10 protein-coding genes are annotated in these 16,195 nt (G+C 62.7%); 5 read left to right on the top strand and 5 right to left on the bottom strand.

Translation table 11 applies throughout. From position 1 onward, the window contains the following. Positions 1 to 16: 16 nt before the first annotated feature. Complete coding sequence (locus tag C4J87_RS10300) at positions 17 to 922, bottom strand: AraC family transcriptional regulator (protein ID WP_124362431.1); 906 nt, start codon at positions 920 to 922, stop codon at positions 17 to 19. 72 nt (positions 923 to 994) lie between these two features. Next, positions 995 to 2,284: a glycosyltransferase gene (locus C4J87_RS10305; RefSeq protein ID WP_124366676.1), complete on the bottom strand. Its 1,290-nt coding sequence runs from the start codon at positions 2,282 to 2,284 to the stop codon at positions 995 to 997. A 159-nt stretch (positions 2,285 to 2,443) separates the two neighbouring features. On the opposite strand from C4J87_RS10305, the gene tpx reads away from it, so the two are divergent. From tpx to C4J87_RS10335, 5 genes are all read left to right on the top strand, one after another. Next, positions 2,444 to 2,944, top strand: a complete 501-nt coding sequence (tpx, locus tag C4J87_RS10310) for a thiol peroxidase (protein WP_124366677.1) — start codon at positions 2,444 to 2,446, stop codon at positions 2,942 to 2,944. 231 nt (positions 2,945 to 3,175) lie between these two features. Beyond that, positions 3,176 to 4,474, top strand: coding sequence for an MdtA/MuxA family multidrug efflux RND transporter periplasmic adaptor subunit (locus tag C4J87_RS10315; RefSeq protein ID WP_124366678.1), 1,299 nt, complete (start codon positions 3,176 to 3,178; stop codon positions 4,472 to 4,474). Beyond that, positions 4,471 to 7,572 (top strand): MdtB/MuxB family multidrug efflux RND transporter permease subunit, encoded by a 3,102-nt coding sequence (locus C4J87_RS10320; protein WP_124366679.1) that lies wholly within the window; start codon positions 4,471 to 4,473, stop codon positions 7,570 to 7,572. Before C4J87_RS10315 ends, C4J87_RS10320 begins: the two co-directional genes overlap by 4 nt. Continuing rightward, positions 7,569 to 10,676 carry an efflux RND transporter permease subunit gene (locus tag C4J87_RS10325; protein ID WP_124366680.1) on the top strand — a complete coding sequence of 1,036 codons (3,108 nt, stop codon included), beginning with the start codon at positions 7,569 to 7,571 and terminating at the stop codon, positions 10,674 to 10,676. The genes C4J87_RS10320 and C4J87_RS10325 overlap by 4 nt, the downstream gene beginning before the upstream one ends. 155 nt (positions 10,677 to 10,831) lie before the next feature. Further along, positions 10,832 to 12,259, top strand: a complete 1,428-nt coding sequence (locus C4J87_RS10335; protein ID WP_124366682.1) for an efflux transporter outer membrane subunit — start codon at positions 10,832 to 10,834, stop codon at positions 12,257 to 12,259. Positions 12,260 to 12,443: 184 nt separating this feature from the next. Here C4J87_RS10335 and C4J87_RS10340 read toward each other — a convergent pair whose 3' ends face one another. Genes C4J87_RS10340 through xylF form a run of 3 tightly spaced genes read right to left on the bottom strand, consistent with a single transcriptional unit; the run spans position 12,444 to position 16,135 of the window. Beyond that, complete coding sequence (locus tag C4J87_RS10340) at positions 12,444 to 13,580, bottom strand: sugar ABC transporter permease (protein WP_124366683.1); 1,137 nt, start codon at positions 13,578 to 13,580, stop codon at positions 12,444 to 12,446. Continuing rightward, on the bottom strand, positions 13,581 to 15,137 hold the full coding sequence (xylG, locus tag C4J87_RS10345) for a D-xylose ABC transporter ATP-binding protein (RefSeq protein ID WP_124366684.1): 1,557 nt from the start codon (positions 15,135 to 15,137) through the stop codon (positions 13,581 to 13,583). Beyond that, complete coding sequence (gene xylF, locus C4J87_RS10350) at positions 15,134 to 16,135, bottom strand: D-xylose ABC transporter substrate-binding protein (RefSeq protein WP_124366685.1); 1,002 nt, start codon at positions 16,133 to 16,135, stop codon at positions 15,134 to 15,136. The genes xylG and xylF overlap by 4 nt, the downstream gene beginning before the upstream one ends. Positions 16,136 to 16,195 lie beyond the last annotated feature (60 nt).

Here is a 16,195-nt window from a genome sequence, read left to right on the forward strand (position 1 = left end):
AGTGGTTGCGTCAGGCTCAGGCCTGGTTACGCTCGGTCAACCGTTGTACGGCCAGGCGCCGATAGTGCGATGGGGTCATGCCCTTGAGCTGCTGAAAGCGCCGGTTGAAGTTGGAAATGTTATTGAAGCCCGACTCAAAGCACACATCCGTCACCGCCTTGTCGCCATCGGCCAGCAACTCGCAGGACTTGCTGATGCGCAGCCGGTTGACGAACTCGATAAACGTGCGCCCGGTAGCCTGTTTGAACACGCGGGAAAAATAGGTGGGCTTCATGCCCAGGTAGTCTGCCACTTCCTCCAACGGTAGCTCGCGGGCGTAGTGGGCAAAAATATAATCCACCGCGCGGTTGGTGCGGTCGATGCTGTGCTCATCGGCCAGCTGGGGTGTAGTGGCACCCGACAGCAGATGGTAGTCCTCGCAGGCGCTCAATACTTCCAGCAAGATAAAGAAGTGCCCCAGCCGCGCCATGCCCTGGGTGTCTTCGATGCGCTGCATCAGATCCATGGCTCGCGCGATGGTGGTTTTGCAGCGGAATTCGATGCCGTACTGGGCGCGTTCGAGCAGCGGCGCCAGGCTTCTGAGTTCGGTGAAGATCTGACTGCCGTTTTCCAGCAACTCGTCGGTAAAGTTCACCAGCATGTCGCGCTTGGGGACTGTCTCATCGGCCTCCACCTGGCTGATCCAGTTATGCGGCAAATTGGGGCCCGTCAGGAACAGGCTTTCGGGATAGAAGTTGCCGATGTAGTCGCCAATGAACACCTTGCCGGAGCTGGCGACGATCAGGTGCAGCTCGTATTCCTTATGGAAGTGCCAGCGCACCAGCGGGCAGGGAAAGCCGTGCTGGCGATAGATGATGGACAGGCCGTTATGGTCGTCCATCAACTCGTAGGAAGGGTCGGTGATGCGCGTTGCTCGGGTCATGTTGCCGTCGCTTTATTGTGGGTGCCGCGTAGGATAATGCCCCGTTGCGCGCGACCCTGCCAGCGTCGCGCGTTAAAGGCTGCGGTTTTTTGCCTCGATCCATTGGGACATGTACTGCGTACTCTTATGCGCATGGTGGCGCAGCATGCTGCCGGTGAAATTATCCCGTCGATGGGCGTCCAGCTGGCTGCGACAGTGTTCCAGGCAGGCCACCAGCGCTGGCCCGTGGACCGTCTGGTCATAGCGCCGGGCAAGCAGTTGGCGGCCGTGTTCCTGGGCCTGGGCCCAGCGCTCGCGGTCCTGGTACAGGCTCACGGCGGCTGCGGCCAGGGCCGTGGCGCTGTGCTCGATGGCCCCCGGCCAGGGCTGTCCGGCGCCCATGGCTTCGGCACCGATTGGCGTGGTGATAGTCGGCGTGCCGCACAGCATCGCGTCCGCCAGTTTGCCCTTGATCCCCGCACCAAAGCGCAGCGGCGCCAGGCAGATACGCGCCGCCGTCATCACTTGCAGCGCATCTTCGGCCCAGTTCATCACATGAAAGCCCTGTGCCGGGTTGTGCAGGGCGGTGGCCTTGGGCGGGGTGTAGGCGCCGTAGATGTGCAACTGGGCGCCCGGTAATTGCTGGCGGATCAGCGGCCAGAGGCTGTGCTTCATCCACAGTACCGCGTCCCAGTTGGGCGCGTGGCGGAAGTTGCCGATGCTGAGAAAGTGCGCGCGGTCTTCGAACGGCGCAAAAGCTGCGGTTGGCGGCTCCATCATCAACGGGCACCAGTGGAGCAGGGCGGCGGGCACCTTGAACTGCTCGGTGAGCAGGCGGATTTCCACGTCGGAGATCATCAGGCTGATGTCGCAGCGGTAGATCGCGGCAATTTCGCGTTTGGCCAGGTCAGTGTCGGCCATCCGTTGGAATTCTTGCTCCAGATCCGGGGCGAACAGGGCAGTAAAGTCATCGCGCTCCGGATCGGCCTTGAGCGCCGCCTTGAGCCGCACATGCCGGGCGTCGCGCAGGCTTTGCAGGTCGGAGGTTTCCAGCACGCGCAGGGCGTTGGGGCAGCCTTTTTCCACGCGCCAGCCGAACTGTTCTTCCATCATGAAGCGGTCGAACAGCACGATGTCCGGCGCCAGTTCACGGATGAAGTCGTCGAAGCTGCTGTTATTGAGCTCAATGGCGCATTCACGGATGCCCAGCGCCGGCAAGTCGGCCTTGTGCTCGCCGATGGTGGCCGGGCTGCTGAAGGTGATGTCCCAACCTTGTGTGAGAAAACTCTGCAGAATTTGCATCATATGCCCGCCCGCAGCCGAAGAACGCGGCTCCGGCCAGACGTAACCGATGACCAGGACTTTGGTGGCGGGATGATTCATCGGCTTTGATTTCCTTGAAGGGCAGGCGAAAAGCGCGCAATTAAACCACAACCAGATGGCATGACAATTTGTGTCTGGCGGTAGGTAGCCAACGGACTTTGTGGTTAACTTCGGCCTCTCGATTTCGTTTAACCAAAACCCAGCATAAGGATTCCGTTCATGGCTCAAGTTACCCTCAAAGGCAACCCGGTCCAGGTTGAAGGCGAACTGCCGAAAGTCGGCGCCAAAGCTGCAGACTTCACCCTGACCGCCGGCGATCTGTCCAACGCCACCCTGGCCACCTTTGCCGGCAAGCGCAAAGTGCTGAACATCTTCCCAAGCGTTGACACCCCAACCTGCGCGACCTCGGTGCGCAAGTTCAACGCCCAGGCCAACGATGTGGAAAACACCGTGGTGCTGTGCATCTCCACCGACCTGCCATTCGCCCAGGCGCGTTTCTGCGGTTCCGAAGGCCTGGAAAACGTGAAGAACCTGTCGGACTTCCGCGATTCGGATTTCGCCGTTGATTACGGTGTGGCGATTGCCGACGGCCCGCTCAAGGGCCTGACCGCTCGCGCGGTGGTGGTGCTGGACGAAAACGACATTGTGCTGCACAGCGAATTGGTCAAGGAAATCGCTGAAGAGCCAAACTACGACGCCGCCCTGGCTGTGTTGAAGTAACTGTATCTGCGCGTGACTGTCGTTTGGCAGTAACACGTATGATGCATGATTGCGGCCTGGCCTAGTCCAGGCCGTTTTTATTTGAGCGTCAGCGGTTTAGCGAAATAGCCGGTGGACTAAGATCATCAGTTAAAAGTTGTAAGCCCAAGGTAAATAGCCGGTAAAGGTGCTTTTCTAAACGCACCCCAGTGCTTATCTTTCAGCCTCCCAAAGAAGAAGCTCTCGCGCCCAATGGTTGATCACTCCATGCAATCCTCCCCCCGCAACTCCCGTCGCTGGCTGTTCGGCCTGCTCGTGCTGCTGGTTATCGCCGGCCTGTGCTGGAAGTTCTGGCCCGGCAGCGCGGCCCATAAGGACGCTCCGGCCGGGCACACCGGTAAAACCGGCATGGCGCGCCCGGGTTTCGGCGGTGCTACCGGCCCGATTCCGGTGCGTGTAGCGTCGGCGGCGCTGGGGGATTTTCCGGTGTACTATAAGGCGTTGGGCACGGTGACGGCGCTCAACACCATTAATGTGCGCAGCCGGGTGGGCGGCGAGCTGGTGAAGATCGCCTTTGAAGAAGGGCAGATGGTCAAGGCCGGCGACCTTCTGGCGGAAATTGACCCGCGCAGCTACCAGAACGCCTTGCTCCAGGCCCAGGGCACGTTGTTGCAGAACCAGGCCCAGTTGAAAAACGCCCAGGTCGACGTCGAGCGTTATCGCGGCCTGTATGCCCAGGACAGCATCGCCAAGCAGACCCTGGACACCGCCGAAGCGCTGGTCATGCAGTACCAGGGCACGGTCAAGACCAACCAGGGCGCGGTCGACGATGCCAAGCTGAACCTTGAATTCACCAAGATCCGCGCGCCGATTGCCGGTCGCGTCGGCCTGCGTCAGCTCGATGTCGGCAACCTGGTGGCCGCCAACGACACCACCGCCCTCGCGGTGATCACCCAGACCCAGCCAATCAGCGTGGCCTTCACCCTGCCGGAAAATACCCTGGAAGCCGTGCTGGCCCGTTACCACGCCGGCAACAAACTGCCGGTGGAAGCCTGGGACCGTGGCGACGCGAAAAAGCAGGCGGTGGGCGTGCTGCAAAGCCTGGACAACCAGATCGACGTGACCACCGGCACCCTGAAATTCAAGGCGCGCTTCGATAACAAGGATCAGGCGCTGTTCCCCAATCAGTTCGTCAATGTGCATCTGCTGGCCGACACCCTGCACAACGTGGTGCTGGCACCTTCCGCTGCGATCCAGTTCGGTAACAACGGCACCTTCGTCTACAAGCTCGATGGCGACAAGAAGGTCAAGGTCCAGCCGCTGGTGGTGGGCGATACCGATGGCGACAACACCGTGATCAAGCAAGGCCTCGCGGCAGGTGATCGGGTGGTCATGGAAGGCACCGACCGTCTCAAGGACGGCAGTGAAATCGAAGTGGTCAACGACAGCAGTGAAGTGCCGACCACCCCGACCGAACACCTGCAAGGCAAGCCCGCGGCAAAAGGGGAGACCGGTACTGACGCCGGCAAGGCGCAAAAGGTCGGCGCATGAACCTGTCGCGCCTGTTCATCCTTCGCCCGGTCGCCACCACGCTGAGCATGCTGGCCATTGTATTGGCCGGCCTCATCGCCTATCGCCTGTTGCCGGTGTCGGCCTTGCCCCAGGTGGACTACCCGACGATTCGGGTGATGACGCTGTACCCCGGCGCCAGCCCCGACGTGATGACCAGCGCAGTCACCGCGCCGCTGGAGCGCCAGTTCGGGCAGATGCCCGGCCTGACCCAGATGGCGTCCACCAGCTCCGGCGGCGCGTCGGTGCTGACCCTGCGCTTCAACCTCGACATCAACATGGATGTCGCCGAGCAACAGGTACAGGCCGCGATCAACGCCGCCACCAACCTGCTGCCCAAGGATTTGCCGGCGCCGCCGGTGTACAACAAGGTCAACCCGGCGGATACCCCGGTACTGACGTTGGCCATCACCTCCAAGACCATGCTGCTGCCCAAGCTCAATGACCTGGTCGACACGCGCATGGCGCAAAAGATCGCGCAGATCAGCGGTGTCGGCATGGTCAGCATCGCCGGTGGCCAGCGCCAGGCCGTGCGCATCAAGGTCAACCCCGAGGCCCTGGCGGCCAACGGCTTGAACCTGTCGGACGTGCGCACTTTGATTGCCGCGTCCAACGTCAACCAGCCCAAGGGCAATTTCGACGGCCCCACCCGGGTGTCGATGCTCGACGCCAACGACCAGTTGGTCTCGCCCCAGCAATATGCCGAACTGATTCTGGCCTACAGCAACGGCGCGCCGCTGCGCCTTAAAGACGTGGCGCAAATTGTCGACGGCGCCGAAAACGAGCGCCTTGCCGCCTGGGCCAATGAAAACCAGGCCGTGCTGCTCAATATCCAGCGCCAGCCGGGCGCCAACGTGATCGAGGTGGTGGACCGTATCAAGGCGCTGCTGCCGAGCATCACCGACAACCTGCCGGCCGGCCTGGACGTGACGGTGCTCACCGATCGCACCCAGACCATCCGCGCGTCGGTGAAGGACGTGCAGCACGAATTGCTGATCGCCATTGTCCTGGTGGTAATGGTGACGTTCCTGTTCCTGCGCCGAGTCAGCGCCACGCTTATTCCATCCATCGCCGTGCCGCTGTCGCTGATCGGCACCTTTGGCGTGATGTACCTGGCGGGGTTTTCGGTCAATAACCTGACGTTGATGGCCCTGACCATCGCCACCGGGTTCGTGGTGGACGATGCCATCGTGATGCTGGAGAACATCTCCCGCTACATCGAGGAAGGCGAGACGCCCATGGCCGCCGCGCTCAAGGGCGCCAAACAGATCGGCTTCACCTTGATTTCCCTGACCCTGTCGCTGATCGCCGTGTTGATCCCGCTGCTGTTCATGGCCGACGTGGTCGGGCGCCTGTTCCGCGAGTTCGCCATTACCCTGGCCGTGGCGATCCTGATTTCCCTGGTGGTGTCCCTCACGCTCACGCCGATGATGTGCGCGCGCTTGCTCAAGCGTGAGCCGAAAGAAGCGGAGCAGGGCCGCTTTTACAAGGCCAGCGGCGCCTGGATCGATTGGCTGATCGAAGCCTACGGGCGCAAGTTGCAGTGGGTGCTCAGGCACCAGCCGCTGACCCTGCTGGTGGCCATCGCCACCCTGGGCCTTACGGTGGTGCTGTACCTGGTGGTGCCCAAGGGCTTTTTCCCGGTGCAGGATACCGGGGTGATCCAGGGCATTTCCGAGGCGCCGCAGTCGATCTCCTTTGCGGCGATGAGCCAGCGCCAGCAGCAACTGGCGAAGATCATCCTGGCCGATCCGGCGGTTGAAAGCCTGTCGTCCTACATTGGCGTGGACGGTGATAACGCCACGCTCAACAGCGGCCGCTTGCTGATCAACCTCAAGGCCCACGGGCAGCGCGACTTGAGCGCGACGCAGGTGATCGCGCGCCTGCAACCGGAAATCGACAAGCTGGTGGGCATCCGCCTGTTCATGCAGCCGGTGCAGGACCTGACCATTGAAGACCGTGTCAGCCGCACCCAGTACCAATTCAGCATGTCCTCGCCGGACGCCGAGCTGTTGGCCCTGTGGAGCGACAAACTGGTGCATGCCCTCAGCCAGTTGCCGGAACTTACCGACGTGGCCAGTGACCTGCAGGACAAAGGCCTGCAGGTGTACCTGGTGATCGACCGCGATGCCGCCTCGCGCCTGGGCGTCAGCGTCTCGACCATCACCGACGCGCTGTACGACGCCTTCGGCCAACGGCAGATTTCCACCATCTACACCCAGGCCAGCCAGTACCGCGTGGTATTGCAGGCCCAATCGGGCGAAACCCTGGGCCCGGCCGCGCTCAACCAGATCCATGTGAAGACCACCGACGGCGGCCAGGTACGGCTGTCGAGCCTGGCCCATGTGGAGCAGCGCCAGGCGCAGTTGGCGATTGCCCATATCGGCCAGTTCCCGGCGGTGATGATGTCGTTCAACCTGGCCCCCGGCGTTGCGCTGGGCAAAGGTGTGGAGCTGATCAACCAGACCCAGAAGGACATCGGCATGCCGGTCGGCGTGCAGACCCAGTTCCAGGGTGCGGCCCAGGCATTCGAGGCCTCGCTGTCGAGCACCTTGCTGCTGATCCTGGCGGCGGTGGTGACCATGTACATCGTGCTCGGCGTGCTCTACGAGAGTTATATCCACCCGATCACCATTCTCTCGACCTTGCCCTCGGCGGCGGTGGGTGCCTTGCTCGCCTTGCTGCTCAGTGGCAATGACCTGGGCATGATCGCGATCATCGGCATCATTTTGCTGATCGGTATCGTCAAGAAGAACGCGATCATGATGATCGACTTCGCCCTCGACGCCGAGCGCAACCAGGGCCTGGACCCGCAGACCGCCATCTACCAGGCGGCGCTGCTGCGCTTCCGGCCGATCCTGATGACCACCCTGGCCGCCTTGTTCGGTGCGGTGCCGTTGATGCTGGCCACCGGTTCCGGTGCCGAGCTGCGCCAGCCCCTGGGCCTGGTGATGGTCGGTGGATTGCTGGTGAGCCAGGTGTTGACGCTGTTCACCACGCCGGTGATCTACCTGTATTTCGATCGGTTGGGACGGCGCTGGCGCAAAGAGCCACAGAGCCTGGAGCCGGTTGAGTCATGAACCTGTCCGGACCGTTCATTCGCCGGCCGGTAGCCACGATGCTGCTGAGCCTGGCGATCATGCTGCTCGGCGGCGTCAGCTTCAACCTGCTGCCGGTGTCGCCGTTGCCGCAGATCGACTTCCCGGTGATCGTGGTGTCGGCCAGCTTGCCCGGCGCCAGCCCCGAGGTGATGGCGTCTACCGTGGCCACGCCGCTGGAGCGCTCGTTCGGCGCGATTGCCGGCATCACCACCATGAGCAGTTCGTCGAGCCAGGGCTCTACGCGGGTGATCCTCGCTTTCGATTCCGACCGGGATATCAACGGCGCGGCGCGGGAAGTGCAGGCGGCGATCAATGCGTCGCGCAACCTGCTGCCCAGCGGCATGCGCAGCATGCCCACGTACAAGAAGATCAACCCGTCCCAGGCGCCGATCATGGTGCTGTCGCTGACCTCGGACGTGCTGCAGAAGGGCCAGCTGTACGACCTGGCCTCGACCATCCTGTCCCAGAGCCTGTCCCAGGTGCCGGGGGTGGGCGAAGTGCAGATTGGCGGCAGCTCCCTGCCGGCGGTGCGCATCGAGCTGGAGCCCAAGGCCCTCGACCAGTACGGCGTGGCCCTGGACGATGTGCGCAATACCATCGCCAACGCCAACCAGCGCCGGCCCAAGGGCTCCCTGGAAGACAGCGAGCGTAACTGGCAGATCCAGGCCAACGACCAGTTGGAAAAGGCCAAGGACTACGAGCCGCTGCTGATTCGCTACCAGAATGGCGCGGCGCTGCGCCTGAGCGATGTGGCGAAGATCAGCGATGGCGTCGAAGACCGTTACAACAGCGGTTTTTTCAACAATGATTCGGCGGTGCTGCTGGTGATCAACCGCCAGTCCGGCGCCAACATCATCGAGACGGTGCGGCAGATCAAGGCGCAGTTGCCGGCGTTGCAGGCGGTGTTGCCGTCCAGCGTCAAGCTCAACCTGGCCATGGACCGTTCTCCGGTCATCACCGCCACCTTGCACGAAGCCGAAATGACCCTGCTGATCGCCGTGGCCCTGGTGGTGCTGGTGGTGTACCTGTTCCTGGGCAACTTCCGCGCCTCGTTGATTCCCACCCTGGCGGTGCCGGTGTCGCTGGTGGGCACTTTTGCGGTGATGTACCTGTACGGGTTTTCATTGAACAACTTCTCGCTGATGGCGCTGATCCTGGCCACCGGCCTGGTGGTGGACGATGCCATTGTGGTGCTGGAGAACATTTCCCGGCATATCGACGAGGGCGTGCCGCCGATGAAGGCCGCCTACCTGGGCGCCGAGGAAGTCGGCTTTACCTTGCTGTCGATGAACGTATCGCTGGTGGCGGTGTTTCTCTCCATCCTGTTCATGGGCGGGATCGTCACCAACCTGTTTCGTGAGTTTTCCATCACCTTGTCGGCGGCGATCATCGTTTCGCTGATCGTGTCGCTGACCCTGACCCCGATGCTCTGCGCGCGCTGGCTCAAGCCCCATGTCAAAGGGCACATGACCGGGTTGCAGCGCTGGAGCCACCGCATCAACGAGCGCATGGTCGCCGCCTATGCCACCAGCCTGGACTGGGTGCTGCGCCATCGACGCCTGACCCTGCTCAGCCTGCTGGTCACCGTGGGCGTGAACATCGCGCTGTACGTGGTGGTGCCGAAAACCTTCATGCCCCAGCAGGACACCGGCCAGTTGATCGGTTTTGTGCGCGGCGATGACGGGCTGTCGTTCAATGTGATGCAGCCGAAGATGGAGATTTTTCGCCAGGCCGTGCTCAAGGACCCGGCGGTGCTCAGCGTGGCTGGCTTTATCGGCGGCAACAACGGCATCAACAATGCGGTGATGCTGGTGCGCCTCAAACCCATCGGTGAGCGCAAGGTCTCGGCCCAGGCGGTGATCGAGCGCTTGCGCAAGGAGGTACCGCTGGTGCCCGGCGGGCGGCTGTTCCTGATGGCCGACCAGGACCTGCAGTTTGGCGGCAGCCGCGACCAGACCAGCGCGCAGTACTCCTACATCCTGCAAAGCGGTGACCTGGCCGCGTTGCGCCAGTGGTACCCGAAAGTGGTGGCCGCCATGCGTGAACTGCCGGAGCTGACCGCCATCGACGCCCGCGAAGGACGCGGCGCGGCCCAGGTCACGCTGATCGTCGACCGCGATCAGGCCAAGCGCCTGGGCATCGACATGGACATGGTCACCTCGGTGCTGAATAACGCCTACAGCCAGCGGCAGATTTCCACGATCTACGACAGCCTCAACCAGTATCAGGTGGTGATGGAGGTCAATCCCAAATATGCCCAGGACCCGATCACCCTTAACCAGGTGCAGGTGATCACCGCCGATGGCGCGCGCGTGCCGCTGTCGACCATTGCCCATTATGAGAACAGCCTGGCCGATGACCGCGTCAGCCATGAAGGGCAGTTCGCCTCGGAAAACATCGCGTTCGACATGGCGCCCGGCGTCACGGTGGAGCAGGGCACCGCTGCCATCGAACGCGCGATTGCCAAGGTCGGCCTGCCGGAAGACGTGATCGCCAAGATGGCCGGCACCGCCGACGCGTTCGCCGCGACCCAGAAAGGCCAGCCGTTCATGATTCTCGGCGCGCTGGTGGCGGTGTACCTGGTGCTGGGCATTCTGTATGAAAGCTATATCCACCCGCTGACGATTCTGTCGACCTTGCCGTCGGCCGGGGTTGGCGCGTTGCTGTCGATCTACCTGCTGGGCGGGGAGTTCAGCCTGATCTCGCTGCTGGGGCTGTTCCTGCTGATCGGGGTGGTGAAGAAAAACGCGATCCTGATGATCGACCTGGCGCTGCAGCTTGAGCGTCATGACGGCATGAGCCCGCTGGAGTCGATTCGCAGCGCCTGCCTGCTGCGCCTTCGCCCGATCCTGATGACCACCCTGGCGGCGATTCTCGGGGCCTTGCCATTGCTGCTCGGCGCCGGCGACGGCGCGGAAATGCGCCAGCCCCTGGGCCTGACCATTATCGGCGGCCTGGTGTTCAGCCAGATCCTGACCCTTTACACCACTCCGGTGGTTTACCTCTATCTTGACCGCGCGCGCCACCGCTTCAATGCCTGGCGCGGCGTGCGTACCGATGCTGCCCTGGACACTGCGCTATGACCGATTCAACCAATCCCTCACCGGTAGGCTCCCGCTTGTTGTGGCGAGGGAGCTTGCTCCCGCTGGGCTGCGCAGCGGCCCCAAAAGCGCCTGGGAGTGCTCCGCCCTCCAGCGGGAGCAAGCTCCCTCGCCACAGCGCGAGTCTCGGCAAGGGTATGAGGGTGCTTACCCTGGTTATCTCTGGTGTGCTACTCAGCGCCTGCGCCATCGGTCCTGATTACCAGCGGCCGGCCGTGGTCGAACCGGCACAATTCAAGCAAGCCCAGGGCTGGCGCCAGGCCAATCCAAGTGATTCCCTGGCCCGTGGCGCATGGTGGGAGCTGTACGGCGACCGCCAATTGAACGACCTGGTGGTGCGCCTCAACACCTCCAACCAGACCGTCGCCCAGGCCGAGGCGCGCTTTCGCCAGGCCCAGGCACTGGTGCGCAGTGCTCGCGGGGCGTTTTACCCCAGCGTCGACCTGAGCGTCGGTAAAACCCGCGCCAGCCAGGGCACCGGTAGCAGCAGCGCCAGCCTCAGCAGTTCCAGCAGTGGTATCCGCGACACCCTCAATGCGCAGTTGGGCGTGAGCTGGGAAGCCGATATCTGGGGCAAATTGCGCCGAGGCCTGGAGGCCAACGAAGCCAGTGCCGAGGCCAGCTCGGCCGACCTGGCCGCAATGCGCCTGAGCCAACAGTCGGAGCTGGTGCAGAGCTATTTGCAGTTGCGAGTCATGGACGAACAGACACGCTTGTTGCAAGCCACCCTGGACACCTACCAGCGCTCGCTGCAAATGACCGAAAACCAATACCGCGCCGGTGTGGCCGGCAAGGACGCCATCGCCCAGGCGCAAACCCAGTTCAAGACTACCCAGGCCAGCCTGATCGACCTGATCTGGCAGCGCGCGCAATTGGAAAACGCCATTGCGGTATTGATCGGTGAAGCACCGGCCAATTTCAGCCTGGCCGTGAGCAAAGACATCCCGGCACTGCCGCAGATTCCCGTCGGCCTGCCGTCGCACCTGTTGGAGCGTCGCCCGGATATCGCCTCGGCGGAACGCTCGGTGATCGCGGCCAACGCCAATATCGGCGTGGCCAAGGCTGCCTATTACCCCGACTTGACCTTGAGCCTGGCGGGGGGCTATTCCAGCAGCACCTATGCAGACTGGATCAGCCTGCCAAACCGCTTCTGGTCGGTGGGCCCGAAGCTGGCTATGACCCTGTTCGACGGCGGCCAGCGCTCGGCGGAAGTCGACCGCAGCGTGGCCAGTTATGACGAGACCGTGGCCAAGTACCGTCAGACCGTGCTGGATGGGTTCCGCGAAGTGGAAAACTACATGGTGCAGCTCAAGGTGCTGGCGGACGAAGCGGTGGTCAGCAACGAAGCGCTGGAGGCTGCCCGCGAGTCGTTGCGGTTGACCGAGAACCAGTACAAGGCCGGGTTGATCGCTTATCTGGACGTGGTCACGGTGCAGGCAACGGCCTTGAGCAACGAGCGCACGGTATTGACCTTGCTGCAGTCGCGGCTGGTGGCGAGCGTGCAATTGATTGCGGCGCTGGGTGGCGGATGGGACGGCAACACTGCTCTGGTCGAGAAGGATTGACCGCAGACACCGATCGTTTCCGCGCTCCTGCGTGGGACGGTCATCCCCCGTTGCTAGCCTTGGCGATCACCCCCGAGGAAAAATGAGGACAGTGTGGGAGGGGGCTTGCTCCCGATAGCGGTGTATCAGCTGATGAATATCGACTGGCACTGCGCCATCGGGAGCAAGCCCCCTCCCACAGGGTTCACCGGCGTCCCGCCCGTGTACTCACATCCACCCACACCGCCAGCACCAGGATGCTGCCCTTCACGATCATCTGCCAGTAACTGTCCACATCCAGCATCGACATGCCGTTATCCAAACTGGTAATCACCAACGCCCCGAGCAAGGCGCCATATACCGTGCCCGACCCGCCGCGCATCGAGGTGCCGCCGATGAAGCACGCTGCGATGGCGTCCAGCTCGCCCATATTGCCCGCCGACGGTGAGCCGGCGGCCAGGCGGGCGGTGTTGACCAGGCCGGCGAGGGCGCACATCACGCCCATGATGCCGAAGATCCACAGTTTCACCGCCTGCACGTTGATGCCGGACAGCCGCGTGGCTTCCATATTGCTGCCCACCGCATACACGCGACGGCCGAAGACGGTCTGGCTGGTGACGTAGCTGAACACGCCGAGCAGCACCAGCAGCAGCAACACCGGCACCGGAATGCCGTCATAGCTGTTGAGGGTGGTGACAAACCCGGCCAGCACCGCGCCGATCAGCACCACGCGCAGTACGTCGCGCATCAGAGAGTGCGCGGCCAGGCCATGCAGGGCGCGGTTGCGCCGTTGTTTCCAGGTGAGGAACAGGGTCAGCGCGAACAGCACTGCACCCAGGCCGATGCCCACGGTGTGCGGCAGGTACCCTTGGCCGACGTACACCAGCGACGGCGACACCGGTGCGATGGTGGTGCCGCCGGTGATGCCCAGCAAAATCCCACGAAACGCCAGCATCCCGCCCAGGCCGACAATGAACGAGGGGATGCGCAGATAGGCGGTCATGTAGCCGTTAGCCAGGCCGATCATCAGGCCGCATAACGCCACCAGGCTCAGGTTGGCCAGCAGTGGGATGTGGTACACCACATCCAGGATCGCCGCCAGCCCACCCAGCAAGCCCAGCAACGAACCCACCGACAAATCGATTTCGCCGCTGATGATCACCAGCACCATGCCGCACGCCAGGATCCCGGTGATCGACATCTGCCGCAGCAGGTTGGACAGGTTACGCGGCGTGAGGAAGCCGCCGTCGGTCTGCCAGCTGAAAAACAGCCAGATGAACGCCACGGCGATCACCAGGGCGAGCATTTTGTAGCGGGTGAAAAGGTGTTTGACCTGATTCATCTACGCGGTCTTCCGATCATTGTTATTTTGGCTGAGCGCAGCGGCGAGCACCTGTTCCTGGGTGAGCCCCTGATTGATGAAATCCCCCCGCAGCTGGCCGTCGCCGATCACCAGCACGCGGTTGGACACGCCGAGCACTTCAGCGAGCTCCGACGACACCATGATGATCGACACCCCCTCGGCCGCCAGCGCGCCCATCAGTTTGTAGATCTCATACTTGGCCCCCACATCCACCCCGCGCGTGGGCTCATCGAGGATCAGCACCTTGGGCTTGGCCATCAGCATTTTCGCCAGCACGGCTTTTTGCTGGTTGCCACCGGACAGGCTGGTGATCGGCAGAAACGGGCTGGCGGTCTTGAGGTGCATGCGGGCGATCTGCTGATCGATGCTGCCCAGTTCGGCTTCGGCGTCGATGCGGGTCAGGTGGGCGTAGGTGTCGAGCACCGCCAGGGTGATGTTCTGGCCCACGCCCAGGTCGGCAATGATGCCCTGGCGCTTGCGGTCCTCGGGCACCATGCACAGCCCCGCGCGGATCGACTTGAGCGGCGTGCGCGTGTCGATCACCTGGCCCTCCAGCCATACCTCGGCGCTGTAACGGCCGGGGTAGGCGCCGAACAGCGCCGACACCAGTTCCGTGCGCCCGGCGCCCACCAGCCCGGCAATGCCGAGGATTTCGCCACGCTTGAGCACAAACGAAATATCGTCGACGCGTTTGCGCCTGGGGTTGTCGACGTCGTAGCAGGTGACGTTGCGCGCTTCGAACACCACCTCGCCCACCTCGTGGGGCTCGGTGGGGTAGAGGTTGCTCATCTCGCGGCCGACCATCTGCGTGATGATCCGTGGGAGGTCCATGTCGGCCATGGCGGTGGTCGCTATGTGCTTGCCATCGCGAATCACTGTAATGGTGTCGCACACGGCGGCCACTTCATCGAGCTTGTGCGAGATATACACACAGGCCACGCCCTTGGCCTTGAGGTCACGGATAATGTCGAGCAGCACCTCGATCTCCGAGCGGGTCAGGGCCGAGGAGGGCTCGTCCAGGATCAGCAGGCGCGCCTGTTTGTTGAGGGCCTTGGCGATCTCCACCAGTTGCTGGTAGCCGCCGCCGTACTGCGAAACCGGCAGCGCGACGTTCATGTCCGGCACCTTGAGTTCGCGCATCAACGCCTCGGCGCGGTGCAGCATCGCCGGGTAATTCATCCGCCCACCGGGCAGGGTCAACTCGTGGCCCATGAAGATGTTCTCGGCCACCGACAGGTCGGGCACCAGGGTCAATTCCTGGTGGATGATGACGATGCCGGCGGCCTCGGTTTCGCTGATCGACTGGGCTTTGAGCGGCTGCCCGTCCCAGAGGATTTCGCCCTCCCAGGTGCCGTACGGGTAGACCGCCGACAGCACCTTCATCAAGGTGGATTTGCCGGCGCCGTTCTCGCCACACAGGCCGACGCATTCCCCTGGCCGTACCTTGATGTCGATGCCGTCGAGGGCGTTGACACCGCCAAAGCTTTTGACGATGCCGTTCATTTGCAGCAAGTAGTCGGCGGCCATGGCGGTCATTGCCCGGCGATCTGCTCTTTGGTGTAGAACCCGTCCTTCTCCAGCACGTCGATATTGGCCTTGGTCAGCGGCGTCGGCGTGAGCAGGATGGTGTCGACCTGTTTGTTGCCATTGTCGTATTGCGAGCTATAGGTGGGTTTTTCATTGCGCGCCAACTGCACCGACAGTTTGGCCGCCTCGGTGGCGATCAACTTGAGCGGCTTGTAGACGGTCATGGTCTGGGTACCGTCGATCACGCGCTTGATCGCCGCCAGGTCAGCGTCCTGCCCGGAAATCGGCACCTTGCCTGCCAGCTTCTGCGCGGCCAGCGCCTGGATCGCACCGCCGGCGGTGGCGTCGTTGGAGGCGACGATGGCGTCGATCTTGTTGTTATTGCGGGTCAGGGCGTTCTCGACGATGCTCAGCGCCTCGGTGGGGTTCCATTCCTTGACCCACTGCTGGCCGACAATCTTGATATCGCCCTTGTCGATAGCCGGCTGCAGCACTTTCATCTGGCCTTCGCGCAGCACCTTGGCATTGTTGTCGGTCGGCGCGCCGCCGAGCAGGAAGTAATTGCCCTTGGGCGCCGCTTGCAGCACGCCGTTGGCCTGCATTTCGCCGACCTTTTCGTTATCGAAGGAAATGTAGGCGTCGATGTCCGCGTTGAGAATCAGCCGGTCGTAAGACACGACTTTGATCCCGGCCTTCTTGGCTTCGGCGACCGCGTTGGTCAACACCGTGGCATTGAACGGCACGATAACGATCACGTCGACGCCACGTGAGATGAGGTTTTCGATCTGCGAGATTTGCTTCTGCTCGTTGGCATCGGCCGATTGCACGAACACCTTGGCATCGAGCTTTTCCGCCGCCGCGACGAAGTAATCGCGGTCTCGGGACCAGCGTTCCAGGCGCAGGTCGTCGATGGAAAAGCCGATTTTCGGGTGCGCCGAATCGGCCATCACCGGCAGGGCGAGCAGGGCCAGGGCGGTGGCGAGCAGGGTACGTTTGAATGACTTCATGGTGGTGCGTCCTTTTATTGTTGTTGGAAAGACACTGTGGCGAGGGAGCTTGCTCCCGCT

The organism is Pseudomonas sp. R1-43-08 (genome assembly GCF_003852255.1).
In the GTDB taxonomy this organism is placed as follows: Bacteria; Pseudomonadota; Gammaproteobacteria; order Pseudomonadales; family Pseudomonadaceae; genus Aquipseudomonas.

Excerpts from the sequence above, each read along its gene's own strand:
- C4J87_RS10300 (WP_124362431.1), bottom strand. The coding sequence starts at position 922 with ATGACCCGAGCAACGCGCATCACCGACCCTTCCTACGAGTTGATGGAC.
- C4J87_RS10305 (WP_124366676.1), bottom strand. The coding sequence starts at position 2,284 with ATGAATCATCCCGCCACCAAAGTCCTGGTCATCGGTTACGTCTGGCCG.
- tpx (WP_124366677.1), top strand. The coding sequence starts at position 2,444 with ATGGCTCAAGTTACCCTCAAAGGCAACCCGGTCCAGGTTGAAGGCGAA.
- C4J87_RS10315 (WP_124366678.1), top strand. The coding sequence starts at position 3,176 with ATGGTTGATCACTCCATGCAATCCTCCCCCCGCAACTCCCGTCGCTGG.
- C4J87_RS10320 (WP_124366679.1), top strand. The coding sequence starts at position 4,471 with ATGAACCTGTCGCGCCTGTTCATCCTTCGCCCGGTCGCCACCACGCTG.
- C4J87_RS10325 (WP_124366680.1), top strand. The coding sequence starts at position 7,569 with ATGAACCTGTCCGGACCGTTCATTCGCCGGCCGGTAGCCACGATGCTG.
- C4J87_RS10335 (WP_124366682.1), top strand. The coding sequence starts at position 10,832 with ATGAGGGTGCTTACCCTGGTTATCTCTGGTGTGCTACTCAGCGCCTGC.
- C4J87_RS10340 (WP_124366683.1), bottom strand. The coding sequence starts at position 13,580 with ATGAATCAGGTCAAACACCTTTTCACCCGCTACAAAATGCTCGCCCTG.
- xylG (WP_124366684.1), bottom strand. The coding sequence starts at position 15,137 with ATGACCGCCATGGCCGCCGACTACTTGCTGCAAATGAACGGCATCGTC.
- xylF (WP_124366685.1), bottom strand. The coding sequence starts at position 16,135 with ATGAAGTCATTCAAACGTACCCTGCTCGCCACCGCCCTGGCCCTGCTC.